Source organism: Methylobacterium sp. Leaf456 (assembly GCF_001425465.1).
Classification (GTDB): Bacteria; Pseudomonadota; Alphaproteobacteria; order Rhizobiales; family Beijerinckiaceae; genus Methylobacterium.
Genome location: NZ_LMQV01000034.1, coordinates 125,785 through 145,342 on the forward strand (window position 1 = coordinate 125,785; position 19,558 = coordinate 145,342).

Sequence of the window (19,558 nt, forward strand, 5' to 3'; positions counted from 1 at the left end):
GTCGGTCTGCGGAAGGCCGCAGACTTCCAAGGCAGCATGGCCGGTCCGTGTGCATCGACGGCTCGGCCGCCCATGTTTTGTGCAGCGCAAACGAGATGCTCACAGACTAGGCAGTAACGCCGCTGCGGCATTCAGGTCAGTGCGGTGGCCGTCCGCTCATCCCCTCTCCCCGCGTGCGGGGAGCTAAGGGAAACCAGCGGCTGTCGGCGTGCGCAACCTGAGCAGCGAACGCCCCCAACCCGCTTGGCACGGTCCCTGCTAGACCCCTCGTATGGCCCGTCAACGACGACGCGCTCGACCGTCAGCAGAGCCGCTGATCCGGAACCTTCGCACGCGGCGATTCGATCGCGCTGGCGATCCCGGACGGCGGCTTTTTTCATGCGCTCAGGCGCGCTGGGGACAAGGAAGCGGATGAGCATCGATCACGGCAACACGACCCGCCGCGGCATCCTCAAGGGCGCGGCTGCCGCGCTGGCGCTGGCCGGTGCGGCCCGCGCCGCTCTGCCGGGCGGGGCGTTCGCGCAAGGAGCGGGGCCGGAGGTGAAAGGGGCCAAGCTCGGCTTCATCGCGCTCACCGACGCGGCACCGCTTTTCGTGGCCAAGGAAAAGGGCATCTTCGCCAAGTACGGCATGCCGGACACCGAGGTGCTCAAGCAGGCGTCTTGGGGCACGACCCGCGACAACCTCGTGCTGGGCTCCGAGGGCAACGGCATCGACGGCGCCCACATCCTCTCGCCGATGCCCTACCTGATCTCGGCCGGCCGGGTGACGCAGAACAACGTGCCGGTGCCGATGTACATCATGGCCCGGCTCAACCTGAACGGTCAGTGCATCTCGATCGCGAAGGAATACCTCGACCAGAAGATCGGCCTCGACACCAAGCCGTTCAAGACGGCCCTGGAGGCCAAGAAGGCCTCGGGCAAGCCGGTCAAGGCGGCGATGACCTTCCCCGGCGGCACCCACGACCTCTGGATCCGCTACTGGCTCGCAGCCGGCGGCATCGACCCGGACAAGGACATCGAGACCATCGTCGTGCCGCCGCCCCAGATGGTGGCGAACATGAAGGTCGGCACGATGGACTGCTTCTGCGTCTGCGAGCCGTGGAACGAGCAGCTCATCCACCAGGGCATCGGCTACACCGCCATCACCACCGGCGAACTCTGGAAGGACCACCCGGAGAAGGCCTTCGCCATGCGCGCGGCCTGGGTCGACAAGTATCCGAATGCAGCCAAGGCCCTGCTGATGGCGGTGATGGAGGCCCAGCAATGGTGTGAGAAGCCGGCGAACCGGGACGAACTCGCGGCCATCGTCGCCAAGCGCCAGTGGATCAACGTGCCGGTCGCCGACGTGGTCGATCGCATGAAGGGCAAGTTCGAATACGGCACCGGCAAGGTCGTCGAGAACAGCCCCTTCACGATGAAGTTCTGGGCCGACGACGCCTCCTACCCCTACCAGAGCCACGACCTCTGGTTCCTCACCGAGGACATCCGCTGGGGCAAGTTCGATCCCTCCACCGACACCAAGGCGCTCATCGCCAAGGTGAACCGTGAGGACCTGTGGAAGGACGCCGCCAAGGCGCTCGGCGTCGCGAACATCCCGACCTCCACCTCCCGCGGCATCGAGACGATGTTCGACGGCAAGGTCTTCGATCCGGCCAACCCCGCCGCCTACCTGTCCAGCCTCGGCATCAAGAAGGTCGCGTGATGGCCACCGGAGCAACCCTGACCGCGACCCGCGCCCGCGCCGCCAAGGCCCGCGCGCCCCTCGTCACCATGGCGGGCTTGCGCGGGGTCGCGGCCCGTATCGTGCCCCCGCTCGTGGTGCTGGCGGGCTTCCTTCTACTGTGGGAGGTGCTGTGCTCCTCCCCCACCGCCGGCCTGCCGCCGCCCTCTCGGGTGGTGACGGAGGCCTGGGACATCATCGTCGATCCGTTCTACGATAACGGCGGCACCGACAAGGGCCTGTTCTGGCATATCGCCGCGAGCCTCAAGCGCGTGGCTTTGGGCTTCTCCCTCGCCGTGATCGCGGGCGTGATGCTCGGCACGCTGGTGGGCCAGTCCGACTGGGCGATGCGCGGCCTCGACCCGATCTTCCAGGTGTTGCGCACGATCCCGCCGCTGGCGTGGCTCCCGCTCTCGCTCGCTGCCTTCCGCGACGGCCAACCGAGCGCGATCTTCGTGATCTTCATCACCTCGATCTGGCCGATCATCATCAACACCGCGGTCGGCATCCGCAACATCCCGCAGGATTACCGCAACGTCGCCGCGGTCATCCGGCTGAACCCGATCGAGTTCTTCTACAAGGTCATGCTGCCGTCGGCCGCACCGTACATCTTCACCGGTCTTCGTATCGGCGTCGGCCTGTCCTGGCTCGCCATCGTCGCGGCCGAGATGCTGATCGGCGGCGTCGGGATCGGTTTCTTCATCTGGGACGCGTGGAACTCGTCGCATATCAGCGAGATCATCGTCGCCCTCGTCTATGTCGGGCTCATCGGCTTCGTCCTCGACCGTCTGGTCGCGGGCTTGGGCGTGCTCGTCACCCGCGGCACCAGCGCAGCCTGAGGAGCGAACCCATGGCTCATCTCTCCCTCTCCCAGGTCGGCATCACCTTCCGCCGCGGCGGCACGACCTCCGAGGTGCTCCGCGACGTGAACTTCGACATCGCCAAGGGCGAGTTCGTCTCGATCATCGGGCATTCGGGCTGCGGCAAGTCGACGGTGCTCAACATCGTCGCCGGCCTGCTCAAGGCCTCGACCGGTGGCGTGCTCCTCGACGGACGTGAGGTGAACGCGCCCGGCCCCGACCGCGCGGTGGTTTTTCAGAACCACTCGCTCCTGCCCTGGCTCACCGTGCGCGAGAACGTGGCGCTCGCCGTGGACAAGGTGTCGAAGGGCAAGAAGTCGAGGGTCCAGCGCGCCGAGTGGATCGAGCACAACCTCGCGCTCGTGAACATGATGCACGCCGCCGACAAGCGCCCGGCGGAAATCTCCGGCGGCATGAAGCAGCGTGTCGGCATCGCCCGCGCGCTCGCCATGGAGCCGACCGTGCTCCTCATGGACGAGCCGTTCGGGGCGCTGGACGCGCTGACCCGCGCCCATCTTCAGGACCAGCTCATGGAGATCCAGACGCGGCTCAGGAACACCGTCATCATGATCACCCACGACGTGGACGAGGCGGTGCTCTTGTCCGACCGCATCGTGATGATGACGAACGGCCCGTCGGCCACCATCGGCGAGATCCTGCCGGTGCCGCTGGCCCGCCCGCGCCGCCGGCTCGATCTCGTGGAGGACGCCACCTACGTCCACGCCCGCGCCGCGGTGCTGGAGTTCCTCTACGCCCGCCACGCCAGGCCGGCGCTCGCGGCCTGAGGTCGAGGGTCTGCGATCCATGAGCGTGAAAGAAAGGCTCGTCGTCGTTGGCAACGGCATGGCCTCGCTCCGCTTCCTCGAGCGGTTGACCGAGCGCGCGCCGGGGCGGTTCGACGTGACGGTGGTCGGCGCCGAGCCGGTGGCGGCCTACAACCGGGTGCTGCTGTCCTCGCTGCTCGGCGGCGAGGTCGACGAGGCGGCCTGCGGCTTCCGTCCCCTCTCCTGGTACGAGGAGCACGGCATCCGCCTCGTCACCGGCGCGCCGGTGACCGAAATCGACCGGGCCAACCGGCTCGCCATCGTCGGCTCGGCGCACGTGCTGCCCTACGACCGGCTGGTGCTGGCGGTGGGCTCGCTGCCGATCCGCCTGCCGCTGCCGGGCATCGACCTGCCCGGCGTGCTGACGTTTCGCGATTTCGCCGACGTGGCGGCGATCCGCAAGGCGGCCGTCGAGCACGCCAGGGCGGTGGTGATCGGTGGCGGTCTGCTCGGCCTGGAGGCCGCGGTCGGGCTCGCCCGGCTCGGCGTCGACACGACCCTCGTCCACGTGATGGACCGGGTGATGGAGCGCCAGCTCGATCATACGGCCGCCCGCCTCGTGCGCGCCGCGATGGAGGCCCGCGGCGTCACAGTGATGCTGTCCGCCGACACCGCCGCCATCGAGGGCGACGGACGGGTCGAGCGCCTGCGGATGAAGGACGGCAGCGTGATCCCGGCCGACCTCGTGGTGATGTCGGTCGGCATCCGCGCCTCGACCGCGCTGGCGCAGTCCTGCGGGCTGGCCTGCGGGCGCGGCATCACGGTGGACGACCGGATGACCACCTCGGACCCGGACGTGTTCGCCCTCGGCGAATGCGCCGAGCATCGCGGGCTCGTCTACGGCCTGGTCGAGCCGGCCTACGAGCAGGCCGAGGTGCTGGCGCGACACCTCGTCGGGGAGGCAGCCGCCTATCCCGGCACGTCGCTTGCCACGAGCCTCAAGGTGTCGGGCCTGCCGGTGTTCTCCGCCGGCGTGGTCGATACCCCCGAGGGCGCCGAGGCGGTCGTGATGCACGATGCCGCGGCGGGCCTCTACCGCAAGCTGATCATCGCCGACGGGTGCCTCGCGGGCGCGGTGTTCGTCGGCGACATCTCCGAGCAGGCGCGCTGCAAGGCGCTGATCCGCGACCGCACGCCGCTCGATCCGAACGACCGGGACGACCTGATGTTCGGCCCGGCCCCGAAATCCCTCGCAGCGTGAGTGAGGCAGCGATGGCAGACGACTTCAACGCCGAGCAGAAGCGCTATCTCGAAGGCTTCGCTTCGGGGATCGCCGCCGCCCGGATGACCGGCGGACTGGCGATCGGGCAGCCTCCGGGCGCTACCGTCACCGAGCCGACCGGCCCGGACGCGATCCACATCAAGGCGCAGGAGGCCACCGTGAAGGCGGGCGGCAAGCTCTGCGACCAGGAGAAGTGGAAGCGCGCGGAAAATCCCTTCGACGGCCACAACCGCCTGAAGGCGGAGGCGGCCACCGGCAAGCAGCCCAAGCCCGAGGACAATTTCCGCTGGCGCTATCACGGCATGTTCTGGGTCGCGCCGAACCAAGTCTCCTACATGTGCCGCATCCGGGTGCCCAACGGCATCCTCCAGCACTGGCAGGTCTCCGGCATCGCCGATCTGGCGGACGCCCATGGCGGCGGCTACAGCCACGTCACCACCCGCGCGGGCCTGCAGGTGCGCGAGATCGCGCCCGAGCACGCGCAGCCCTTCCTCGACGGGCTGACCGATCTCGGCCTCACCGCGCAGGGCGCGGGCGCCGACAACATCCGCAACGTCACCGGCTCGCCGGCCGCGGGCATCGACGCGCGGGAATTGCTGGACACGCGGCCCCTCACCAAGGCCTGGCACAACTGGATCCTCAACGACCGCTCGCTCTACGGCCTGCCGCGCAAGTTCAACGTCTCCTTCGACGGCGGCGGCGTGACCCCGGCCCTGGAGGAGACCAACGACATCGGCTTCCAGGCGATCGAAGTGCTCGACGGCGCCGCGGTCGCGCCGGGCGTCTGGATGCGCCTCGTCCTCGGCGGCATCTCGGGTCACCGGGATCTGGCCCGCGACACCGGCATCGTCCTCAAGCCCGAGGACTGCAACAAGGTCGCGGACGCGATCATCCGGGTCTTCATCGAGAACGGCGACCGCACCAACCGCAACAAGTCCCGGATGAAGTACGTCCTCGACGCCTGGGGCTTCGACAAGTACATCGCCGCCGTCGAGGAGAAGCTCGGGCGCAAGCTCGACCGGGTCGAGCCCGCCCACGTCGCGCCCCGCCGCCCGACCGACCGCTTCAGCCATGTCGGCGTGCACGCCCAGGTTCAGCCGGGCCTGAACTGGGTCGGCGTCGTCCTGCCGGTCGGCAAGATGACCACCGACGAGATGCGCGGGCTGGCGAAGATCGCGGCCGAGTGCGGCGACGGCCAGTTCCGCATGACGGTCTGGCAGAACTTCATCTTTTCGGGCGTGCCGGACGCCAAGGTCGCCGAGGTCGAGGCTCGCGTGGAAGCGCTCGGCCTCACCACGAAGGCCGCGGGCATCCGCTCCGGGCTCGTCGCCTGCACCGGCGCGCGCGGCTGCAAGTTCGCGGCCTCCGACACCAAGGGCCACGCGATGATCATCGCCGACCATGTGGAGCAGGCGGTGCCCGGCCTCGACGTGCCGGTGAACGTCCACCTCACCGGCTGCCACCATTCCTGCGCCCAGCACTATATCGGCGACATCGGCCTGATCGGCGCCAAGGTCGTCGTCTCGGACGAGGGCGACACCGTCGAGGGCTACGACATCGTCGTCGGCGGCGGCTTCGCCGAGAACCCGAAGATCGGCACCGAGATCTGGAAGGCCGTGAAGGCCGAGGATGCGCCCGCCCGCGTCGAGGCCCTGCTCAAGACCTACCTCGCGCTCCGCGAGAGCAAGGACGAGAGCTTCCAGTCGTTTACGGCGCGCAAGGGGCCTGAGGCCCTGCGCGACGCCGCCGAAGACCAACCTGCCCTCAAGGCCGCAGCATGACCCAGCACGTCACGCCCCCGCTCGTCCTGATCCCGGAAAACGCGCCCTTCAGCCCCGACCAGCGCTCGTGGCTGTCGGGCTACTTCGCCGCGCTCCTCGGCCCGGCCGTGGAGGGCGCCACCGCGCTGGCGCCGGGCGAGGGGCCCTCGACAGGCCCGAAACTGGCCGACAACGACGACGCGCCCTGGCACGACCCGTCGATGCCGATGACCGACCGTATGGACCTCGCCAAGGACAAGTCCGAGCCGCAGAAGCTGATGGCGGCGATGGCCCAGCAGGATTGCGGCCAGTGCGGCTACAACTGCGCCGACTACGCCAACGCCATCTTCCTCAAGAGCGAGGAGCGCCTGAACCTTTGCCAGCCCGGCGGCAAGGAAACCCTGCGCATGCTCAAGAGGCTGGACGAGGAGTTCGGCGCCTCGGGCGGCGCTGCGCCGGCTTCGAAGGGCGCGGGCGAGACTCCCGAAAAAAAGGAGCCGGAACTGGGCCCGCTGGGCTTCTGCCGCGAGAACCCGGTCGAGGCGACGTTCCTGTCGCGCACCCGGCTCAACGCGCCGGGCGGCGAGAAGGAGACGTGGCACATCGAGATCGACCTGAGGGACACGCCGATCACCTATGAGGTCGGCGATTCCCTGGGGTTGTTTCCGGCCAATGCCCCCGCGCTCGTTGATGCGGTGATCGCGGAACTCGGTGCTCGCCCCGAACGGAAGATCAGTGGCAAGACCCTGCGCGACCGGCTGATGACCGAATACGCGCTCGGCGCGGCGCCGGACAACCTCTACCAGCTGCTCTCGCTCCTCACCGCGGGCGAGGCGCGCAGGAAGGCGCAGGCGCTGGCCGCCGGAGAGGACCCGGATGGGGATGCCGCCCATCTCGACGTGCTCGGCGCGCTCCACAAGTTCCCCGGGGCGCGGCCCGACGCCGAAGTCTTCCTCGAAGCCCTCGACGAGTTGCAGCCGCGGCTCTACTCGATCTCGTCCTCACCGAAGATGGATGTGGGCCGCGTCTCGCTCACCGTCGATGCGGTGCGCTACAATCACCGCTCGCGGCTTCGCCTCGGCGTCGCGTCGACCCATCTCGGCGAGCGCATCCCCGAGCAGACGAAGGTCAGGATCTACCTGCAGAAGGCGCACGGCTTCGCGCTGCCGGAGGATCTCTCCAAGGACGTCGTCATGTGCGGGCCGGGCACCGGCATCGCCCCGTTTCGCGCCTTCCTGCGCGAGCGCGCCGCGACGCAGGCACCGGGCCGCAACTGGCTGTTCTACGGCCACCAGCGGCAAGCCTCGGACTTCTTCTACAAGGACGAACTGAACGGCCTGAAGGACGACAAGGTCCTGACCCGCCTGTCGCTCGCGTGGTCGCGCGACGGCACGGAGAAGACCTACGTGCAGGACCGGATGCGCGAGAACGGCGCCGAGCTGTGGAAGTGGCTGGAGGGCGGCGCCCATTTCTATGTCTGCGGCGATGCCAAGCGCATGGCCAAGGACGTGGAGCGCGCGATCATCGACGTCGCCGCGAGCCACGGCGGCAAGAACCCCGACGAGGCGGTGGCCTATCTCGCCGCCCTCAAGAAGGCGGGCCGCTATCAGGCCGACGTGTACTGATCGGAAGGCGGCCGGTCACAGTTCCAGCCGCTGCCGGTCGATCTCCACGAGCAAAGCCTCGGCGTCGATGCAATCCTCGAACGGCGCGTTCCTGATTTCGTGGATGAGGAACGTCAGACACAGGACACAGAAACAGGCGATACCGCAGACCACGAACGACACGGCCATCTCCCCCCGAGGATGGTGATTGTTATCGATCGATGCAGTGCATGCGGCCTGCCGGAAATCAAGCGTCGGCGCGCAACCTCGGCAGTAAAATGCCGACGCCTGTCTCCTCTCTCCTACCCATCCCCCTCATCCCGAGGTGCTGCGGAGCAGCCTCGAAGGCGGGCTCCAGCGGATCGCGCGACCCCTGGAGCCCGCCTTCGAGGCCGCCGCTGCGCGTCGGCACCTCAGGATGAGGTGATTTGGTGAGAGTGGCGTCGTTCGGTGACCTGCCGGCACACGGTTCAGCAAAAAACCCCTTCGCGCCCCACCCTCGCGCGTCCGCTCCCCCTGGCGTATGATGAATTCAGGAGGAGCATCGAACCATGCGCTACACCGTACATTGGACCGGCCCGGCAGGATCGTCCGCCGCCGAGCCGCACGCCGTCGGCGTTCGCGCGGCGGAGCGGGCCATGACGTTCGCCAGCATGGGCGCTTCGGACGTCTACGTCCAGACCGAGGACGGCCGGGTGTTTCGCGCGCCCGCGCAGATGGCGGCGCTCGTCCAGTACGCCCAGTCCACCGACGGCGAGCGGCACTGAGGCCCGCGGCGATTCATGCCGGACCCCTGTGGCTGGCGATTCAGGCGGCGGGTCGAACGTGGATCAGGGCGCCTTCGGCCCCATCAACTGCCACTCGAACACGAGTTGGCGCAGGCGCTCCTGCGCGGCCCGGCGGGCCTCGTCGAAGGTGGCGTAGCTCTGCGGGCCATGGCGCCGCGGCGTCCCCTTTTCGAGGATCGAGCAGACGTAGCGGTTCGGTACGCGCCAGCACGGCCTGACGTCGATGGAGTAGGGATGGGTGGTCCGCTCGGCCATGCACCGCTTGTGGCATGGCGCCACCCCCGAACCAAGCGAGGCCGGAAGCGCCTGACGGCCTAGGCCAATCACGATTCCTCGGGGCGGGATCCTCATGCCGCATCGGCTTTCTCCGACAAGCCGGTACCCACCTCGTCAGACCGATGCTCTACGCTTCGTCCGCGTCCTGCGCCGGCCGCAGCGAGCGCTCCAGCGTCTCCAGCACGGTGTTGGCGAGCGCCGCGTCGGGATCGTCGCGGAACAGGGCGTCGCGCAGCATGGCGAGGTAGCCCTCCAGCCGCTCGTCGTAATGGTCGGAATCGATCGAGCGCAGCACGCTCGCCAGGAAGCCGACCGCCATCTGGTGGGCCACCTGCTTGGCGCCGAGGTCGGCCACGCTCTCGGCGAGGTTGGTCACTGCCGCATCGTGCCGGGCGCTGACGGCGGCGAGCGCCGCGATCTGCTGGTTCACTTCCATCACGCTTTTCCCTCAGGACCCGAGCCGCGCGTCACTGAACCGGCGGAACGCCTCCAGCGTCTCGGCGCTGACATGGTGCTCGATGCCCTCCGCGTCGCGCCGCGCCGTCTCGGCACTGACGCCGAGCGCGCAGAGGAAGCGCTCGACGATGCGGTGGCGCTCCCGCGACTGCTCGGCCAGCGCCTGCCCCGCGGCGGTGAGGAACACGCCGCGATAGGGCCGCTGCTGCACGAGGCCCTCTTCCGCCAGCCGCTTGAGCATCTTGGCGACCGTCGGCTGGGCGACGCCGAGGCGGGCGGCGATGTCGACCTGCCGCGCCTCGCCGCCGTCGCCGATCAGGTCGGCGATCAGTTCGACGTAGTCCTCCACGAGTTCCAGCCGACGCGCCTCGCGCGCTTGGCGAAAGCTCTCGACATGGACCTCCGGATCGACGAGCGGCGCCCCGTCGTCGGGGCCTGCGGTCTCGCGCGGCGATTCCTGCATGATGGACGGCGCTCTCCTCGCTCGGGGCCGGGTCGGAAGCGGCGACAAGGCCGCACCGTCCGCCTTCTGTAACGCAAGCGGGGGCGAATCGGGAATCCCGCGCGCCGCCTCTTGATGAAAGCACCGGCGCAGCTTTATAGCTGAGGCTATAAACGAACTCGGCCGTTCCGGGCGGGTTCGTCGATCGCTCCCGCTCTCGGTCGCGTCCTGCCGCTCTCTTGGAGGACGTGAAACGGACCGACCGGATTTCAGGGCGCCGCCGCGCATGGACACCGTGATGGATCGCGTACGACCCCCCGCCCCCGAGGCACCTCCGGGCCTCAGCCTTGGTGCGCTCAACGGCAGCGTGCCGGTGGCGGCGGGGGGCTCGTGGATGCGGCGGTTCCTCGCCTTCCTCGGGCCGGGCTACATGGTCTCGGTCGGCTACATGGACCCCGGCAACTGGGCCACCGACATCGCGGGCGGCGCGCAGTTCGGCTACACCCTGCTCGCCGTCATCCTGCTGTCGAACCTGATGGCGATCGTGCTGCAAGCGCTGGCCGCCCGGCTCGGCATCGCCACCGGCCTCGACCTCGCCCAGGCCTGCCGCGCGCGCTATCCGAAGCCCGTCGGTTTTGCCCTCTGGCTGATCTGCGAGGCGGCGATCATCGCCTGCGATCTCGCCGAGGTGATCGGCACCGCCATCGCCCTCAAGCTCCTGTTCGGCATCCCGCTGACGCTCGGCGCGATCATCACCGCACTCGACGTGTTCGTGGTGCTGCTGCTGCTGCGCAAGGGCTTTCGCGCGCTGGAGGCCTTCGTGATCGGGCTTCTGGCAATCATCTTCGTCTGCTTCGCGGTGCAGATCGTGCTCGCCGCCCCCCCGGTGCAGGCGGTGCTCGGCGGCTTCGTGCCGTCACGCGAGATCGTGACCAACCCGGCCGCGCTCTACATCGCCATCGGCATCATCGGCGCCACCGTGATGCCGCACAACCTCTACCTCCACTCCGCCATCGTGCAGACGCGGGCCTATCCGCGCACGGAGCCCGGCCGCCGCGAGGCCCTGCGCTTCGCGGTCGCAGACTCCACCATCGCCCTGATGCTGGCGCTCTTCGTCAACGCCGCGATCCTGATCCTGGCCGCCGCCGTGTTCCACGCGGGCGGGCGCACCGACGTGGAGGAGATCGAGCAGGCGCACGAACTGCTCTCGCCGCTGCTCGGCGTCGGCGTCGCCTCGACGTTGTTCGCCGTGGCCCTGCTGGCGTCGGGCCTCAACTCGACGGTGACCGCGACGCTCGCCGGCCAGATCGTCATGGAGGGGTTCTTGCGGTTGCGCCTGCCCGATTGGGCGCGCCGCCTCGTGACGCGCGGCATCGCCATCGTCCCGGTGGTGATCGTCACGGCGCTCTACGGCGATCAGGGCACCGCAAAACTCCTCGTGCTCAGTCAGGTGGTGCTGTCGATGCAGCTGCCCTTCGCGGTGATCCCGCTGGTGCGGTTCGTCTCCGACCGCGGGCTGATGGGGTCTTTTGTCATTCCGCGCTGGCTCGGCGGGCTGTCCTGGTTGATCGCGGGTGTCATCGTGGCGCTGAACGTGAAGCTGTTGGTCGATACGCTCTTCGGCGGGTGACGCATCGGGCGTCCGTGGAGTTGCCTCATGCCGGAAACCTCCATCCTTCGAAGGATCGAGAATACCTTCGGCCATGCTCGCCGATTCCCGCGGCCGACCTTCTACGCGTTCGAGAACGCCCTCCGGTTCGATCTCGGTGGCGACCTTGAGGCCGTGGCGCCGCGCTTTCTGCAAGCGATGGATCGGGCTCGGACGGTCGCTCGTGCGGTCTTCTCCGCTTCGGATATGCTCACGGCTGTCGTCTCATACTACAGCGGCGAGCGGCGAACGCGCCGTGATACAAAATGGCAAGGAGTCTTGAGCGAACTTGGCTTTTATCTACCATTCGACAAATTCGAGCGCTTTCCGGGCGGCGAAGACGATAGACAGGATCTTTTTGTTTACTGGCAAATGGCTGATTTCAGGAGCGATCCGGCACTCATCGACGCTTTGCTGTGGACAAGTATTGCCAACGAAATGCGTGTGACGCCAAAGGCGCGCTGGCTCAGTTCCATCTTCATCGTCGACTTCGAGCGTCGCCTCACCCTGTTCGCCTATGATGACCGCGGCATGGACGTGGTCGCGATGGACCGCGAATCGCTTCTGCCGATCTATCGTCAGTTCGGCGATTGGCTGCTCGATTATGACCGCGACCGCATGGACGCGCGCTTCGCCGAGACTGGCGGCTGAGATTCACGCCCCGGCCGCGCGCAGATGTGTCACGAACTCCTGCGCGAAGGGCGGGAGCGCGTCGAGGTCGCGCAGGCACAGCATCAGGTCGCGGGCGGCCCAGGGGTCGCGCAGCGGCACGATGGCGATGTCCATGACGCGGCGTGCGCGCCGCGCCGTCGTCTCCGGCACGATGCCGAGGCCGACGCCACACTCGACGAGGCGGCAGACCGCGTCGAAGCTGCGCAGTTGCACCCGCAGCCGCATCGGTCGGCCGATCCGGGCGGCCTTGTCGGCGAGGAAGCGGGTGAGCGCGCTCGGCCGGTCGAGGCCGACGAGGTCGTGTTCCAGCACCTCGGCGAAGGCGATGTCGTTCTGACGCGCGAGCGGGTGACCAGGCGCGACCACCGCCACGAAGCGGTCGTGCCGGAACGGAAAGGTCTGGAGCCGCCCGGTATCGACGGTGCCGGCGACGATGCCGAGATCGGCGGCGCCGTCGGCCACCATCCCGACGATCTCGTCGGAGGTGCGCTCCTCGATATCGACGCTGACGCCGGTGTGGAGCGCGAGATAGGCCGAGAGCGCCTCGGGCAGGAACTCGGTCAAGGCGTTGGTGTTCGACAGGACGCGGATCTGCCCGACGGCCCCGCCCGCGAACACGGACAGGTCGCCCTGCATCCGCTCGATCTGCGCCAACAGCTCGCGGGCGTGGGTCAGCAGGGTGCGCCCGGCTTGGGTCGGGCTCACGCCCTGGCGCCCGCGGATCAGCAAGGCGGCGCCGAGCGAATCCTCCATCGCCCGGATGCGCGTCGAGGCGGCGGCGAGTGCGAGGTTCGCCCGCTCGGCCCCATGCGTGATCGAGCCGGCTTCCACCACGTGGCGGAAGAGGTTCAAGTCGACGAGGTCGAAGCGCATCAAGCGATGATCCCTCCGCGTTCGCCGTTCGAGCAGCGTCAGCCTGCCACAGGCTGTATCACGAGAGCGCGACCCACCCGCCAGCCTTCGCCATCCGCGAAGCCTCCCACCACGAAAGCCGAATTGCGAACAATTCAAATTCGCGTTTGAACCCCGTCTATGAGCCAGACGGCGGCACAGTTCTTGGGGGCGGAAGGAACGGTTGCGGCAACCGGCGCCCTCCTCGTGCTGTGCATGGGCCTGTGGGCGACGGGGCTCGTGGCCGAGGTCGTCACGGCGCTGCTGTTCTTCGCCGCCGCAATGCTGCTGAAGCTCGCCCCGGCCCAGACCGTCTTCTCCGGCTTCGCGTCTTCTGCCTTCTGGCTGGTGACCAGCGGCATGGTGGTCGGGCTCGCCATGAACCGCACCGCTCTCGGTGATCGGCTCGCCCGGATGCTCGCGGCGCGGCTGCCCGCCTCCTATCCCGGTTTCGTCGCCGGCCTCGTGGCCTTTTCCTTCGCGCTGGCCTTCGTGATGCCGTCCAATCTCGGGCGCATCGCCGTGATGGTGCCGGTGCTGATCGCGCTGTGCGACGCCTTCGGCCTCAAGGCCGGGCGCCCTGGCCGCACGGGAGCGATTCTTTCGTTCGGCATCGCCACGCCGGTGCTGTCGGCGGCGATCCTGCCGGCCAACGTACCGAACCTCGTCATGGCCGGCACCGCCGAGACGCTGCACGGCATCCACCTCGCCTACCTGCCGTATCTCTTTCTGCACGCGCCGGTGCTCGGCTTCGTCAAGGGCGCGATCCTCGTCGCCTGCACCGTCGCGCTCTTCCCCGACCGGCTCGACGGCGCCCGCCCCACCCTCCCCCCGCTGCCGCCGCTCTCGGGAGAAGAGCGGCGGCTGTCGGTGATTCTGGCGATCATGCTGGCTTTGTGGCTCACCGACGGCTGGCACGGCATCGCCCCGGCCTGGATTGGGCTCGCGGCGGCCGTGATCTGCCTGCTGCCGGGCGTCGGCGTCGTGTCGGCCGCAAGCTTTTCGGACATCCCGCTGCGGACCTGCTTCTACGTCGCGGCCCTGTTCGGGCTCACCGCGGTCGTCAACGAGACCGGGTTGGGCGCGAAGATCGGCCACGCCCTGCTGGCGGTCGCTCCGCTGGAGCCCGGCGCACCCGCAAAAGACTTCGCGACGCTCGTCGGGCTGTCGATCGGCTTCCTGTTCGTCGGCACCGCCAACGGCGCGCCCGCGCTCTACACCGCTCTGGCGGGCGAGTTCGCGGCATCGAGCGGGCTCGAACTGATGAGCGTGCTGATGGTGCAGGTGGTCGGCTACTCGACGCTGTTCCTGCCCTATCAGGCCCCGCCGATCATCATGACGATGGATCTCGCCGGCCTCTCCTTACGGGATGCGACGAAGCTGACAGCAGTAAGCGGCCTCGCCTCCCTGATCGTGGCGGCGCCCCTGGCCTATCTCTGGTTTTGCCTGACCGGGAGGTTGGTGTGAGGGTGAAACAGAAACAGCGTTTCGTCATTTCGCTTCATGCTGCGGCGCAGCACGGGGCATTGCTCGTCAAGCCTGAGCGCCCTAACCCTTCATTCGAAAAAATCCAATCTCCGAACCTATACCGGACGCGAGGAAACTGACCGCGATGGCCCCAACCGTGAGACCGACGGTCGCCCAGCCGCTCTCGCCCCATCTCCAGATCTACCGCTGGACCTGGACCATGGCGATGTCGGTGTTCCACCGCATCACCGGCACGGCGCTCTACGGCGGCACTGCGCTGGTCGCGATCTGGCTCGTGTCGCTGGCGTCGGGCCCGAAGGCCTACGACACGGTGGCGTGGTTCTTCGGCTCGTGGATCGGGCGCACGATCCTGTTCGGCTACACCTGGGTGCTGATGCACCACATGCTGGGCGGTATCCGTCACTTCGTCTGGGACTTCGGCTACGGCTTCGACCGCGACCGCCGCCTTGGCCTCGCCCGCGCGACGCTGATCGGCTCGATCGTCCTCACGATCGTCATCTGGGCGCTCGCCCTCGTCCTGCGCTGAGAGCCGCCGCCATGTCCCAGGTCGACAACCGCCAGAACACCGCGCTGTCCATGCGCACCCCCCGCGCCCGGGTGAAGGGGCTCGGCGCCTCCGGCCACGGTGCCGAGCATTTCTGGCTCCAGCGCCTCACGGGTGCTGCCAACGCGCTGCTGATGCTCGCCTTCGTGGTGATCATCGCCAAGATGGCCGGCCGCCCCTACCCCGAGGCGGTGGCGCTCGTTGCGCATCCGCTGGTCGCGATCATCCTGATCCTGGCCGTGGTCTCGGTGGCCCTGCACATGCGGCTCGGTATGCAGACCGTGATCGAGGACTACGTGCACAGCCACGGCCTCAAGCTCGCGGCGCTCGCCGCCAATACCTTCTACGCCGTCGTGGTCGCCGCCGCCTGCCTCTACGCGATCGTCCGCGTGAGCCTGGGCGGGCTCGCCTGACCGCCAACCCGAAGCTTCGAGGGATTCCCATGGCCTCCAACGGATCGAACGGCAGCGGCGCTCCGGCCTATGCCATCACCGACCACACCTTCGACGTGGTGATCGTCGGCGCGGGCGGCGCGGGCCTGCGCGCCACCGTCGGCTGTAGCCAAGCCGGCCTGCGCACCGCCTGCATCACCAAGGTTTTTCCCACCCGCTCGCACACGGTCGCGGCGCAGGGCGGCATCTCGGCCTCGCTCGGCAACATGGGCCCGGACGACTGGCGCTGGCACATGTACGACACCGTGAAGGGCTCGGACTGGCTCGGCGACCAGGACGCGATCGAGTACCTCGTCCGCAACGCCCCCGCGGCGGTCTACGAACTCGAGCACTGGGGCGTCCCGTTCTCGCGGACCGAGGAAGGAAAAATCTACCAGCGGCCCTTCGGCGGCATGACCACCGATTACGGCAAGGGCACTGCGCAGCGCACCTGCGCCGCGGCCGACCGCACGGGGCATGCCATGCTCCACACGCTCTACGGGCAGGCGGTGAAGAACAAGACCCAGTTCTTCATCGAGTACTTCGCCCTCGACCTGATCATGGACGAGGACGGGCGCTGCCGCGGCGTTATCGCCATCGATCAGGCCACCGGCGAGATTCACCGCTTCCGCGCCCAGCAGACCATCCTGGCCACCGGCGGCTACGGCCGCGCCTACTTCTCGGCGACCTCGGCCCACACCTGCACCGGCGACGGCAACGCCATGGTGCTGCGCGCCGGCCTGCCGCTGCAGGACATGGAGTTCGTGCAGTTCCACCCGACCGGCATCTACGGCGCCGGCTGCCTCATCACCGAAGGCGCGCGCGGCGAAGGCGGCTACCTCACGAACTCGGAAGGCGAGCGCTTCATGGAGCGCTACGCGCCGTCGGCGAAGGACCTCGCCTCGCGCGACGTGGTCTCGCGCTCGATGACGATGGAAATCCGCGACGGCCGCGGCGTCGGCAAGAACGGCGACCACATCTTCCTGCACCTCGACCACCTCGACCCGAAGATCCTGCACGAGCGCCTGCCGGGCATCTCGGAATCGGCAAAGATCTTCGCGGGCGTGGACGTGACCAAGGAGCCGATCCCGGTCCTGCCGACGGTCCACTACAATATGGGCGGCATCCCGACGAACTATCACGGCGAGGTGCTGACGCTGAAGAACGGCAACCCCGACACCGTGGTCCCCGGCCTGATGGCGCTCGGCGAGGCGGCCTGCGTCTCCGTCCACGGGGCCAACCGGCTGGGCTCCAACTCGCTGATCGACCTCGTGGTGTTCGGCCGCGCCGCGGGCCTGCGCTGCGCCGACATCGTCGAGCCGGACGCCCGCCAGCCGGAACTGCCGCGGGACTCGGCCGAGAAGGCGCTCGGCCGCCTCGACCGCTTCCGCTACGCCGACGGCGCCACGCCGACCTCGGAGCTGCGCGACCGGATGCAGCGGACCATGCAGAACAACTGCGCGGTCTTCCGCACCGGCGAGGTGCTGGAAGAGGGCCACAACCTCATCCACGACGTCTGGCGCGGCATTGCCGACGTGAAGGTCTCCGACCGTTCGCTGGTGTGGAACACCGATCTGCTCGAGACCCTGGAATTCGACAACCTGATCGGTCAGGCGGTCGTCACCATGGACTCGGCGGCCAACCGCAAGGAAAGCCGCGGGGCGCATGCCCGCGAGGACTTTTCCGAGCGCGACGACAAGGAATGGATGAAGCACACGCTGGCGTGGCTCGACCCCAACGCGCACGCGGTCAACATCGATTACCGCCCGGTCCACACCTACACGATGTCGAACGAGATCCAGTACATCGAGCCGAAGGCTCGGGTGTACTGAGAGGAGCGTCGACACGTGTTCAAGCGCAAGAAGCCCAAGGGGCCCCCGGCCGGATCGGGGCTGCTGTGTAGCGGCGCGCCCGCGCAGCCGCCCGCGTCCTGGCAGGAGGTGGTGCAGCGTTACGGCGCCCCCGTCGATCCGGCGGTCGAGCGGGCGCGGGCGACCAACCCGGCCGAGGCGGCCTTCTTCGCGCAGGAGGATCGCCTCGCCACCAAGTGGCACCACTATCTCGAAGTCTACGACCGGCACCTGTCGCGCTATCGCGGCAAGCCGGTGCGCGTCCTCGAACTCGGCATCTACCAGGGCGGCTCGCTGCAGATGTGGCGGCGCTATTTCGGGCCGGACGCCGTGATTCACGGCCTCGACATCAACGGGGCCTGCAAGCAGATCGAGGAACCCGGCATCAGCGTCCATCTCGGCAGCCAAGCCGACGTGCCGCTCCTGCGGCGCATCGCCGAGGCGATGGGAGGCATCGATGTCGTGATCGACGATGCGGGCCATATCAGCCCGGAGCAGATCCTGAGCTTCGAGGCGCTCTATCCGCTGATGGCGCCGGACGGGGTCTACATCGTCGAAGACGTCCACGCCTCCTACTGGCCGGAACTCGGCGGCGGCCTGCGGGCGCGCGGCGCGTTCATGGAATACGCCAAGCACCTGCTCGACCGGTTGAACGCCCGCTACGTGCTCGATCCCGACCCGTTCTCCCGCGATCCGGGCTTTGCCGACGCGACGCAGGCCATCGCCTTCTACGACAGCATGGTGGTCTTCGAGCGGCGGCGGAAGGCTCCGCCGCGCGCGCTCACCGTCGGCCACCGCACCCTCTCCTGACGTTTCCGTAAGCGAAAGCCGGCCATGGCCCAGTTCAATCTTCCCAAGAACTCCCAGGTCACCGAGGGCCGATCCTGGCCCGCCCCCGCGGGCGCCAAGAACCTCCAGGTGTTCCGCATCTATCGCTGGAACCCCGACGACGGGCAGAACCCGCGCATCGACATCTACCGGGTCGATCGCGACGATTGCGGGCCGATGGTGCTCGACGCGCTGCTGTGGATCAAGAACAAGGTCGATCCGACGCTGGTCTTCCGCCGCTCCTGCCGCGAGGGCATCTGCGGCTCCTGCGCGATGAACATCGAGGGGCAGAACGCGCTCGCATGCACCATGGGCATCGACGAGTGCCGCACCCCCGACAACGCCCTGCCCTTCCTGAGCCGCAAGGACAAGGACGGGGCGGTGCGCATCTACCCGCTGCCGCACATGCCGGTCCTGAAGGACCTCGTGCCGGACCTGACCAACTTCTACGCCCAGCACGCCTCGATCGAGCCCTGGCTCCAGACCGAGACCCCCTCCCCCGAGAAGGAGTGGAAGCAGACCCCGGAGGACCGCGCCCGGCTCGACGGCCTCTACGAGTGCATCCTGTGCGCCTGCTGCACCACGTCCTGCCCGAGCTACTGGTGGAACGGCGACAAGTTCCTGGGTCCGGCGGCCCTGCTCCAGGCCTATCGCTGGCTGATCGACAGCCGCGACGAGAACACCGGCGAGCGCCTCGACGCCTTGCACGACCCGTTCCGGCTCTATCGCTGCCACACGATCATGAACTGCGCCAACACCTGCCCGAAGAACCTCAATCCGGCGAAAGCCATTGCCGAGATCAAGAAGATGATGGTCGAACGGGCGGTCTGATTCTTTTTCGACCTGCCGATCAAATCCTGAGGTCGAACGGCAGGTCGAACAGCAGGCTGTGATCGACGTAACTGACCCGCAGGGTGTGCTCCCGCGCGCCGTTCGGCAGGCTGTCCTCGTCGCGAAGATTGCGGATCATGTCGCGGGCGGCGCGGAAGGCCATGCCGCAATCGGGGCAGTCGCGGGTTTCGGTCGGGCCGATCCTCTGGCCGTTCCGGCACAGTTCGAAATGAAAGATCGTCATCCGGGCGCGGGGCTCCGAGGCGAATTCGGAGAGCCGCACTGCAAGGCTCGCGCCGCGCATCATGAATTCGGTGGAAACACTCCGCCGGAATTGAAAAAGCCCGCCGGCTGGCGCCGACGGGCTTTCTCTTGCAGGGGCCACGCTGCCTCATGCGCGCTGGGAGCTACGGCCCCACCC

The 19,558-nt window shown here is 68.2% G+C and carries 21 protein-coding genes; 15 read left to right on the top strand and 6 right to left on the bottom strand.

Features of this window, described 5'->3' with window-relative positions:
• The first annotated feature begins 411 nt into the window (after positions 1-411).
• Genes ASG52_RS16130 through ASG52_RS16155 form a run of 6 tightly spaced genes read left to right on the top strand, consistent with a single transcriptional unit; the run spans position 412 to position 8,013 of the window.
• A complete protein-coding gene (locus ASG52_RS16130; protein ID WP_056245234.1) occupies positions 412-1,704 on the top strand; it encodes a CmpA/NrtA family ABC transporter substrate-binding protein in 1,293 nt (430 codons plus the stop codon).
• The gene (gene ntrB / locus ASG52_RS16135; protein ID WP_056245236.1) at positions 1,704-2,561 is read left to right on the top strand and encodes a nitrate ABC transporter permease; all 858 of its coding nucleotides are present in this window, start codon (positions 1,704-1,706) and stop codon (positions 2,559-2,561) included. Before ASG52_RS16130 ends, ntrB begins: the two co-directional genes overlap by 1 nt.
• Positions 2,562-2,572: 11 nt before the next feature.
• Entirely contained in the window at positions 2,573-3,367 is a 795-nt protein-coding gene (locus ASG52_RS16140; protein WP_056245239.1) for an ABC transporter ATP-binding protein, read from the top strand.
• Positions 3,368-3,386: 19 nt separating this feature from the next.
• Complete coding sequence (locus ASG52_RS16145) at positions 3,387-4,607, top strand: NAD(P)/FAD-dependent oxidoreductase (protein ID WP_056245242.1); 1,221 nt, start codon at positions 3,387-3,389, stop codon at positions 4,605-4,607.
• Between the two features lie 11 nt (positions 4,608-4,618).
• Positions 4,619-6,409 carry a NirA family protein gene (locus ASG52_RS16150; RefSeq protein ID WP_056245246.1) on the top strand — a complete coding sequence of 597 codons (1,791 nt, stop codon included), beginning with the start codon at positions 4,619-4,621 and terminating at the stop codon, positions 6,407-6,409.
• Entirely contained in the window at positions 6,406-8,013 is a 1,608-nt protein-coding gene (locus ASG52_RS16155; protein WP_056245250.1) for a sulfite reductase subunit alpha, read from the top strand. The genes ASG52_RS16150 and ASG52_RS16155 overlap by 4 nt, the downstream gene beginning before the upstream one ends.
• A 15-nt stretch (positions 8,014-8,028) precedes the next feature.
• Here ASG52_RS16155 and ASG52_RS27315 read toward each other — a convergent pair whose 3' ends face one another.
• Complete coding sequence (locus ASG52_RS27315) at positions 8,029-8,175, bottom strand: hypothetical protein (protein ID WP_156383997.1); 147 nt, start codon at positions 8,173-8,175, stop codon at positions 8,029-8,031.
• Between the two features lie 368 nt (positions 8,176-8,543).
• Between ASG52_RS27315 and ASG52_RS16160 the strand changes: the two genes are divergently transcribed.
• Positions 8,544-8,759 (top strand): hypothetical protein, encoded by a 216-nt coding sequence (locus ASG52_RS16160; RefSeq protein ID WP_056245253.1) that lies wholly within the window; start codon positions 8,544-8,546, stop codon positions 8,757-8,759.
• Between the two features lie 63 nt (positions 8,760-8,822).
• Here ASG52_RS16160 and ASG52_RS16165 read toward each other — a convergent pair whose 3' ends face one another.
• The 3 genes from ASG52_RS16165 to mntR form a co-directional block, all read right to left on the bottom strand.
• Entirely contained in the window at positions 8,823-9,035 is a 213-nt protein-coding gene (locus tag ASG52_RS16165; protein ID WP_056245256.1) for a hypothetical protein, read from the bottom strand.
• A 148-nt stretch (positions 9,036-9,183) separates the two neighbouring features.
• Positions 9,184-9,492, bottom strand: a complete 309-nt coding sequence (locus tag ASG52_RS16170) for a hypothetical protein (protein WP_056245259.1) — start codon at positions 9,490-9,492, stop codon at positions 9,184-9,186.
• A gap of 12 nt (positions 9,493-9,504) precedes the next feature.
• A complete protein-coding gene (mntR, locus tag ASG52_RS16175) occupies positions 9,505-9,975 on the bottom strand; it encodes a manganese-binding transcriptional regulator MntR (protein ID WP_056245260.1) in 471 nt (156 codons plus the stop codon).
• A gap of 277 nt (positions 9,976-10,252) precedes the next feature.
• Here mntR and ASG52_RS16180 point away from each other — a divergent pair, with 277 nt between their 5' ends.
• Positions 10,253-11,584, top strand: coding sequence for an Nramp family divalent metal transporter (locus ASG52_RS16180; protein WP_056245783.1), 1,332 nt, complete (start codon positions 10,253-10,255; stop codon positions 11,582-11,584).
• 27 nt (positions 11,585-11,611) lie between these two features.
• Positions 11,612-12,253, top strand: coding sequence for a DUF3885 domain-containing protein (locus tag ASG52_RS26510; protein ID WP_082552600.1), 642 nt, complete (start codon positions 11,612-11,614; stop codon positions 12,251-12,253).
• A 3-nt stretch (positions 12,254-12,256) separates the two neighbouring features.
• Here the strand turns inward: ASG52_RS26510 and ASG52_RS16190 are convergent, their stop codons facing one another.
• The gene (locus ASG52_RS16190) at positions 12,257-13,147 is read right to left on the bottom strand and encodes a LysR family transcriptional regulator (protein ID WP_056245267.1); all 891 of its coding nucleotides are present in this window, start codon (positions 13,145-13,147) and stop codon (positions 12,257-12,259) included.
• Between the two features lie 159 nt (positions 13,148-13,306).
• Here ASG52_RS16190 and ASG52_RS16195 point away from each other — a divergent pair, with 159 nt between their 5' ends.
• From ASG52_RS16195 to ASG52_RS16220, 6 genes are all read left to right on the top strand, one after another.
• The gene (locus ASG52_RS16195; RefSeq protein ID WP_056245271.1) at positions 13,307-14,632 is read left to right on the top strand and encodes an SLC13 family permease; all 1,326 of its coding nucleotides are present in this window, start codon (positions 13,307-13,309) and stop codon (positions 14,630-14,632) included.
• 145 nt (positions 14,633-14,777) lie between these two features.
• Positions 14,778-15,179: a succinate dehydrogenase, cytochrome b556 subunit gene (sdhC, locus tag ASG52_RS16200; RefSeq protein ID WP_056245274.1), complete on the top strand. Its 402-nt coding sequence runs from the start codon at positions 14,778-14,780 to the stop codon at positions 15,177-15,179.
• An 11-nt stretch (positions 15,180-15,190) separates the two neighbouring features.
• Positions 15,191-15,610 (top strand): succinate dehydrogenase, hydrophobic membrane anchor protein, encoded by a 420-nt coding sequence (gene sdhD / locus ASG52_RS16205; RefSeq protein WP_056245277.1) that lies wholly within the window; start codon positions 15,191-15,193, stop codon positions 15,608-15,610.
• Positions 15,611-15,639: 29 nt separating this feature from the next.
• Positions 15,640-17,460 (top strand): succinate dehydrogenase flavoprotein subunit, encoded by a 1,821-nt coding sequence (gene sdhA, locus ASG52_RS16210; protein WP_056245280.1) that lies wholly within the window; start codon positions 15,640-15,642, stop codon positions 17,458-17,460.
• A gap of 15 nt (positions 17,461-17,475) precedes the next feature.
• Positions 17,476-18,288, top strand: a complete 813-nt coding sequence (locus tag ASG52_RS16215) for an O-methyltransferase (protein ID WP_056245283.1) — start codon at positions 17,476-17,478, stop codon at positions 18,286-18,288.
• A 24-nt stretch (positions 18,289-18,312) separates the two neighbouring features.
• Positions 18,313-19,137 (top strand): succinate dehydrogenase iron-sulfur subunit, encoded by an 825-nt coding sequence (locus tag ASG52_RS16220; protein WP_056245285.1) that lies wholly within the window; start codon positions 18,313-18,315, stop codon positions 19,135-19,137.
• A gap of 19 nt (positions 19,138-19,156) precedes the next feature.
• On the opposite strand, the gene ASG52_RS16225 is transcribed toward ASG52_RS16220, so the two are convergent.
• Positions 19,157-19,381 carry a hypothetical protein gene (locus ASG52_RS16225; RefSeq protein WP_056245786.1) on the bottom strand — a complete coding sequence of 75 codons (225 nt, stop codon included), beginning with the start codon at positions 19,379-19,381 and terminating at the stop codon, positions 19,157-19,159.
• Between the last annotated feature and the right edge of the window lie 177 nt (positions 19,382-19,558).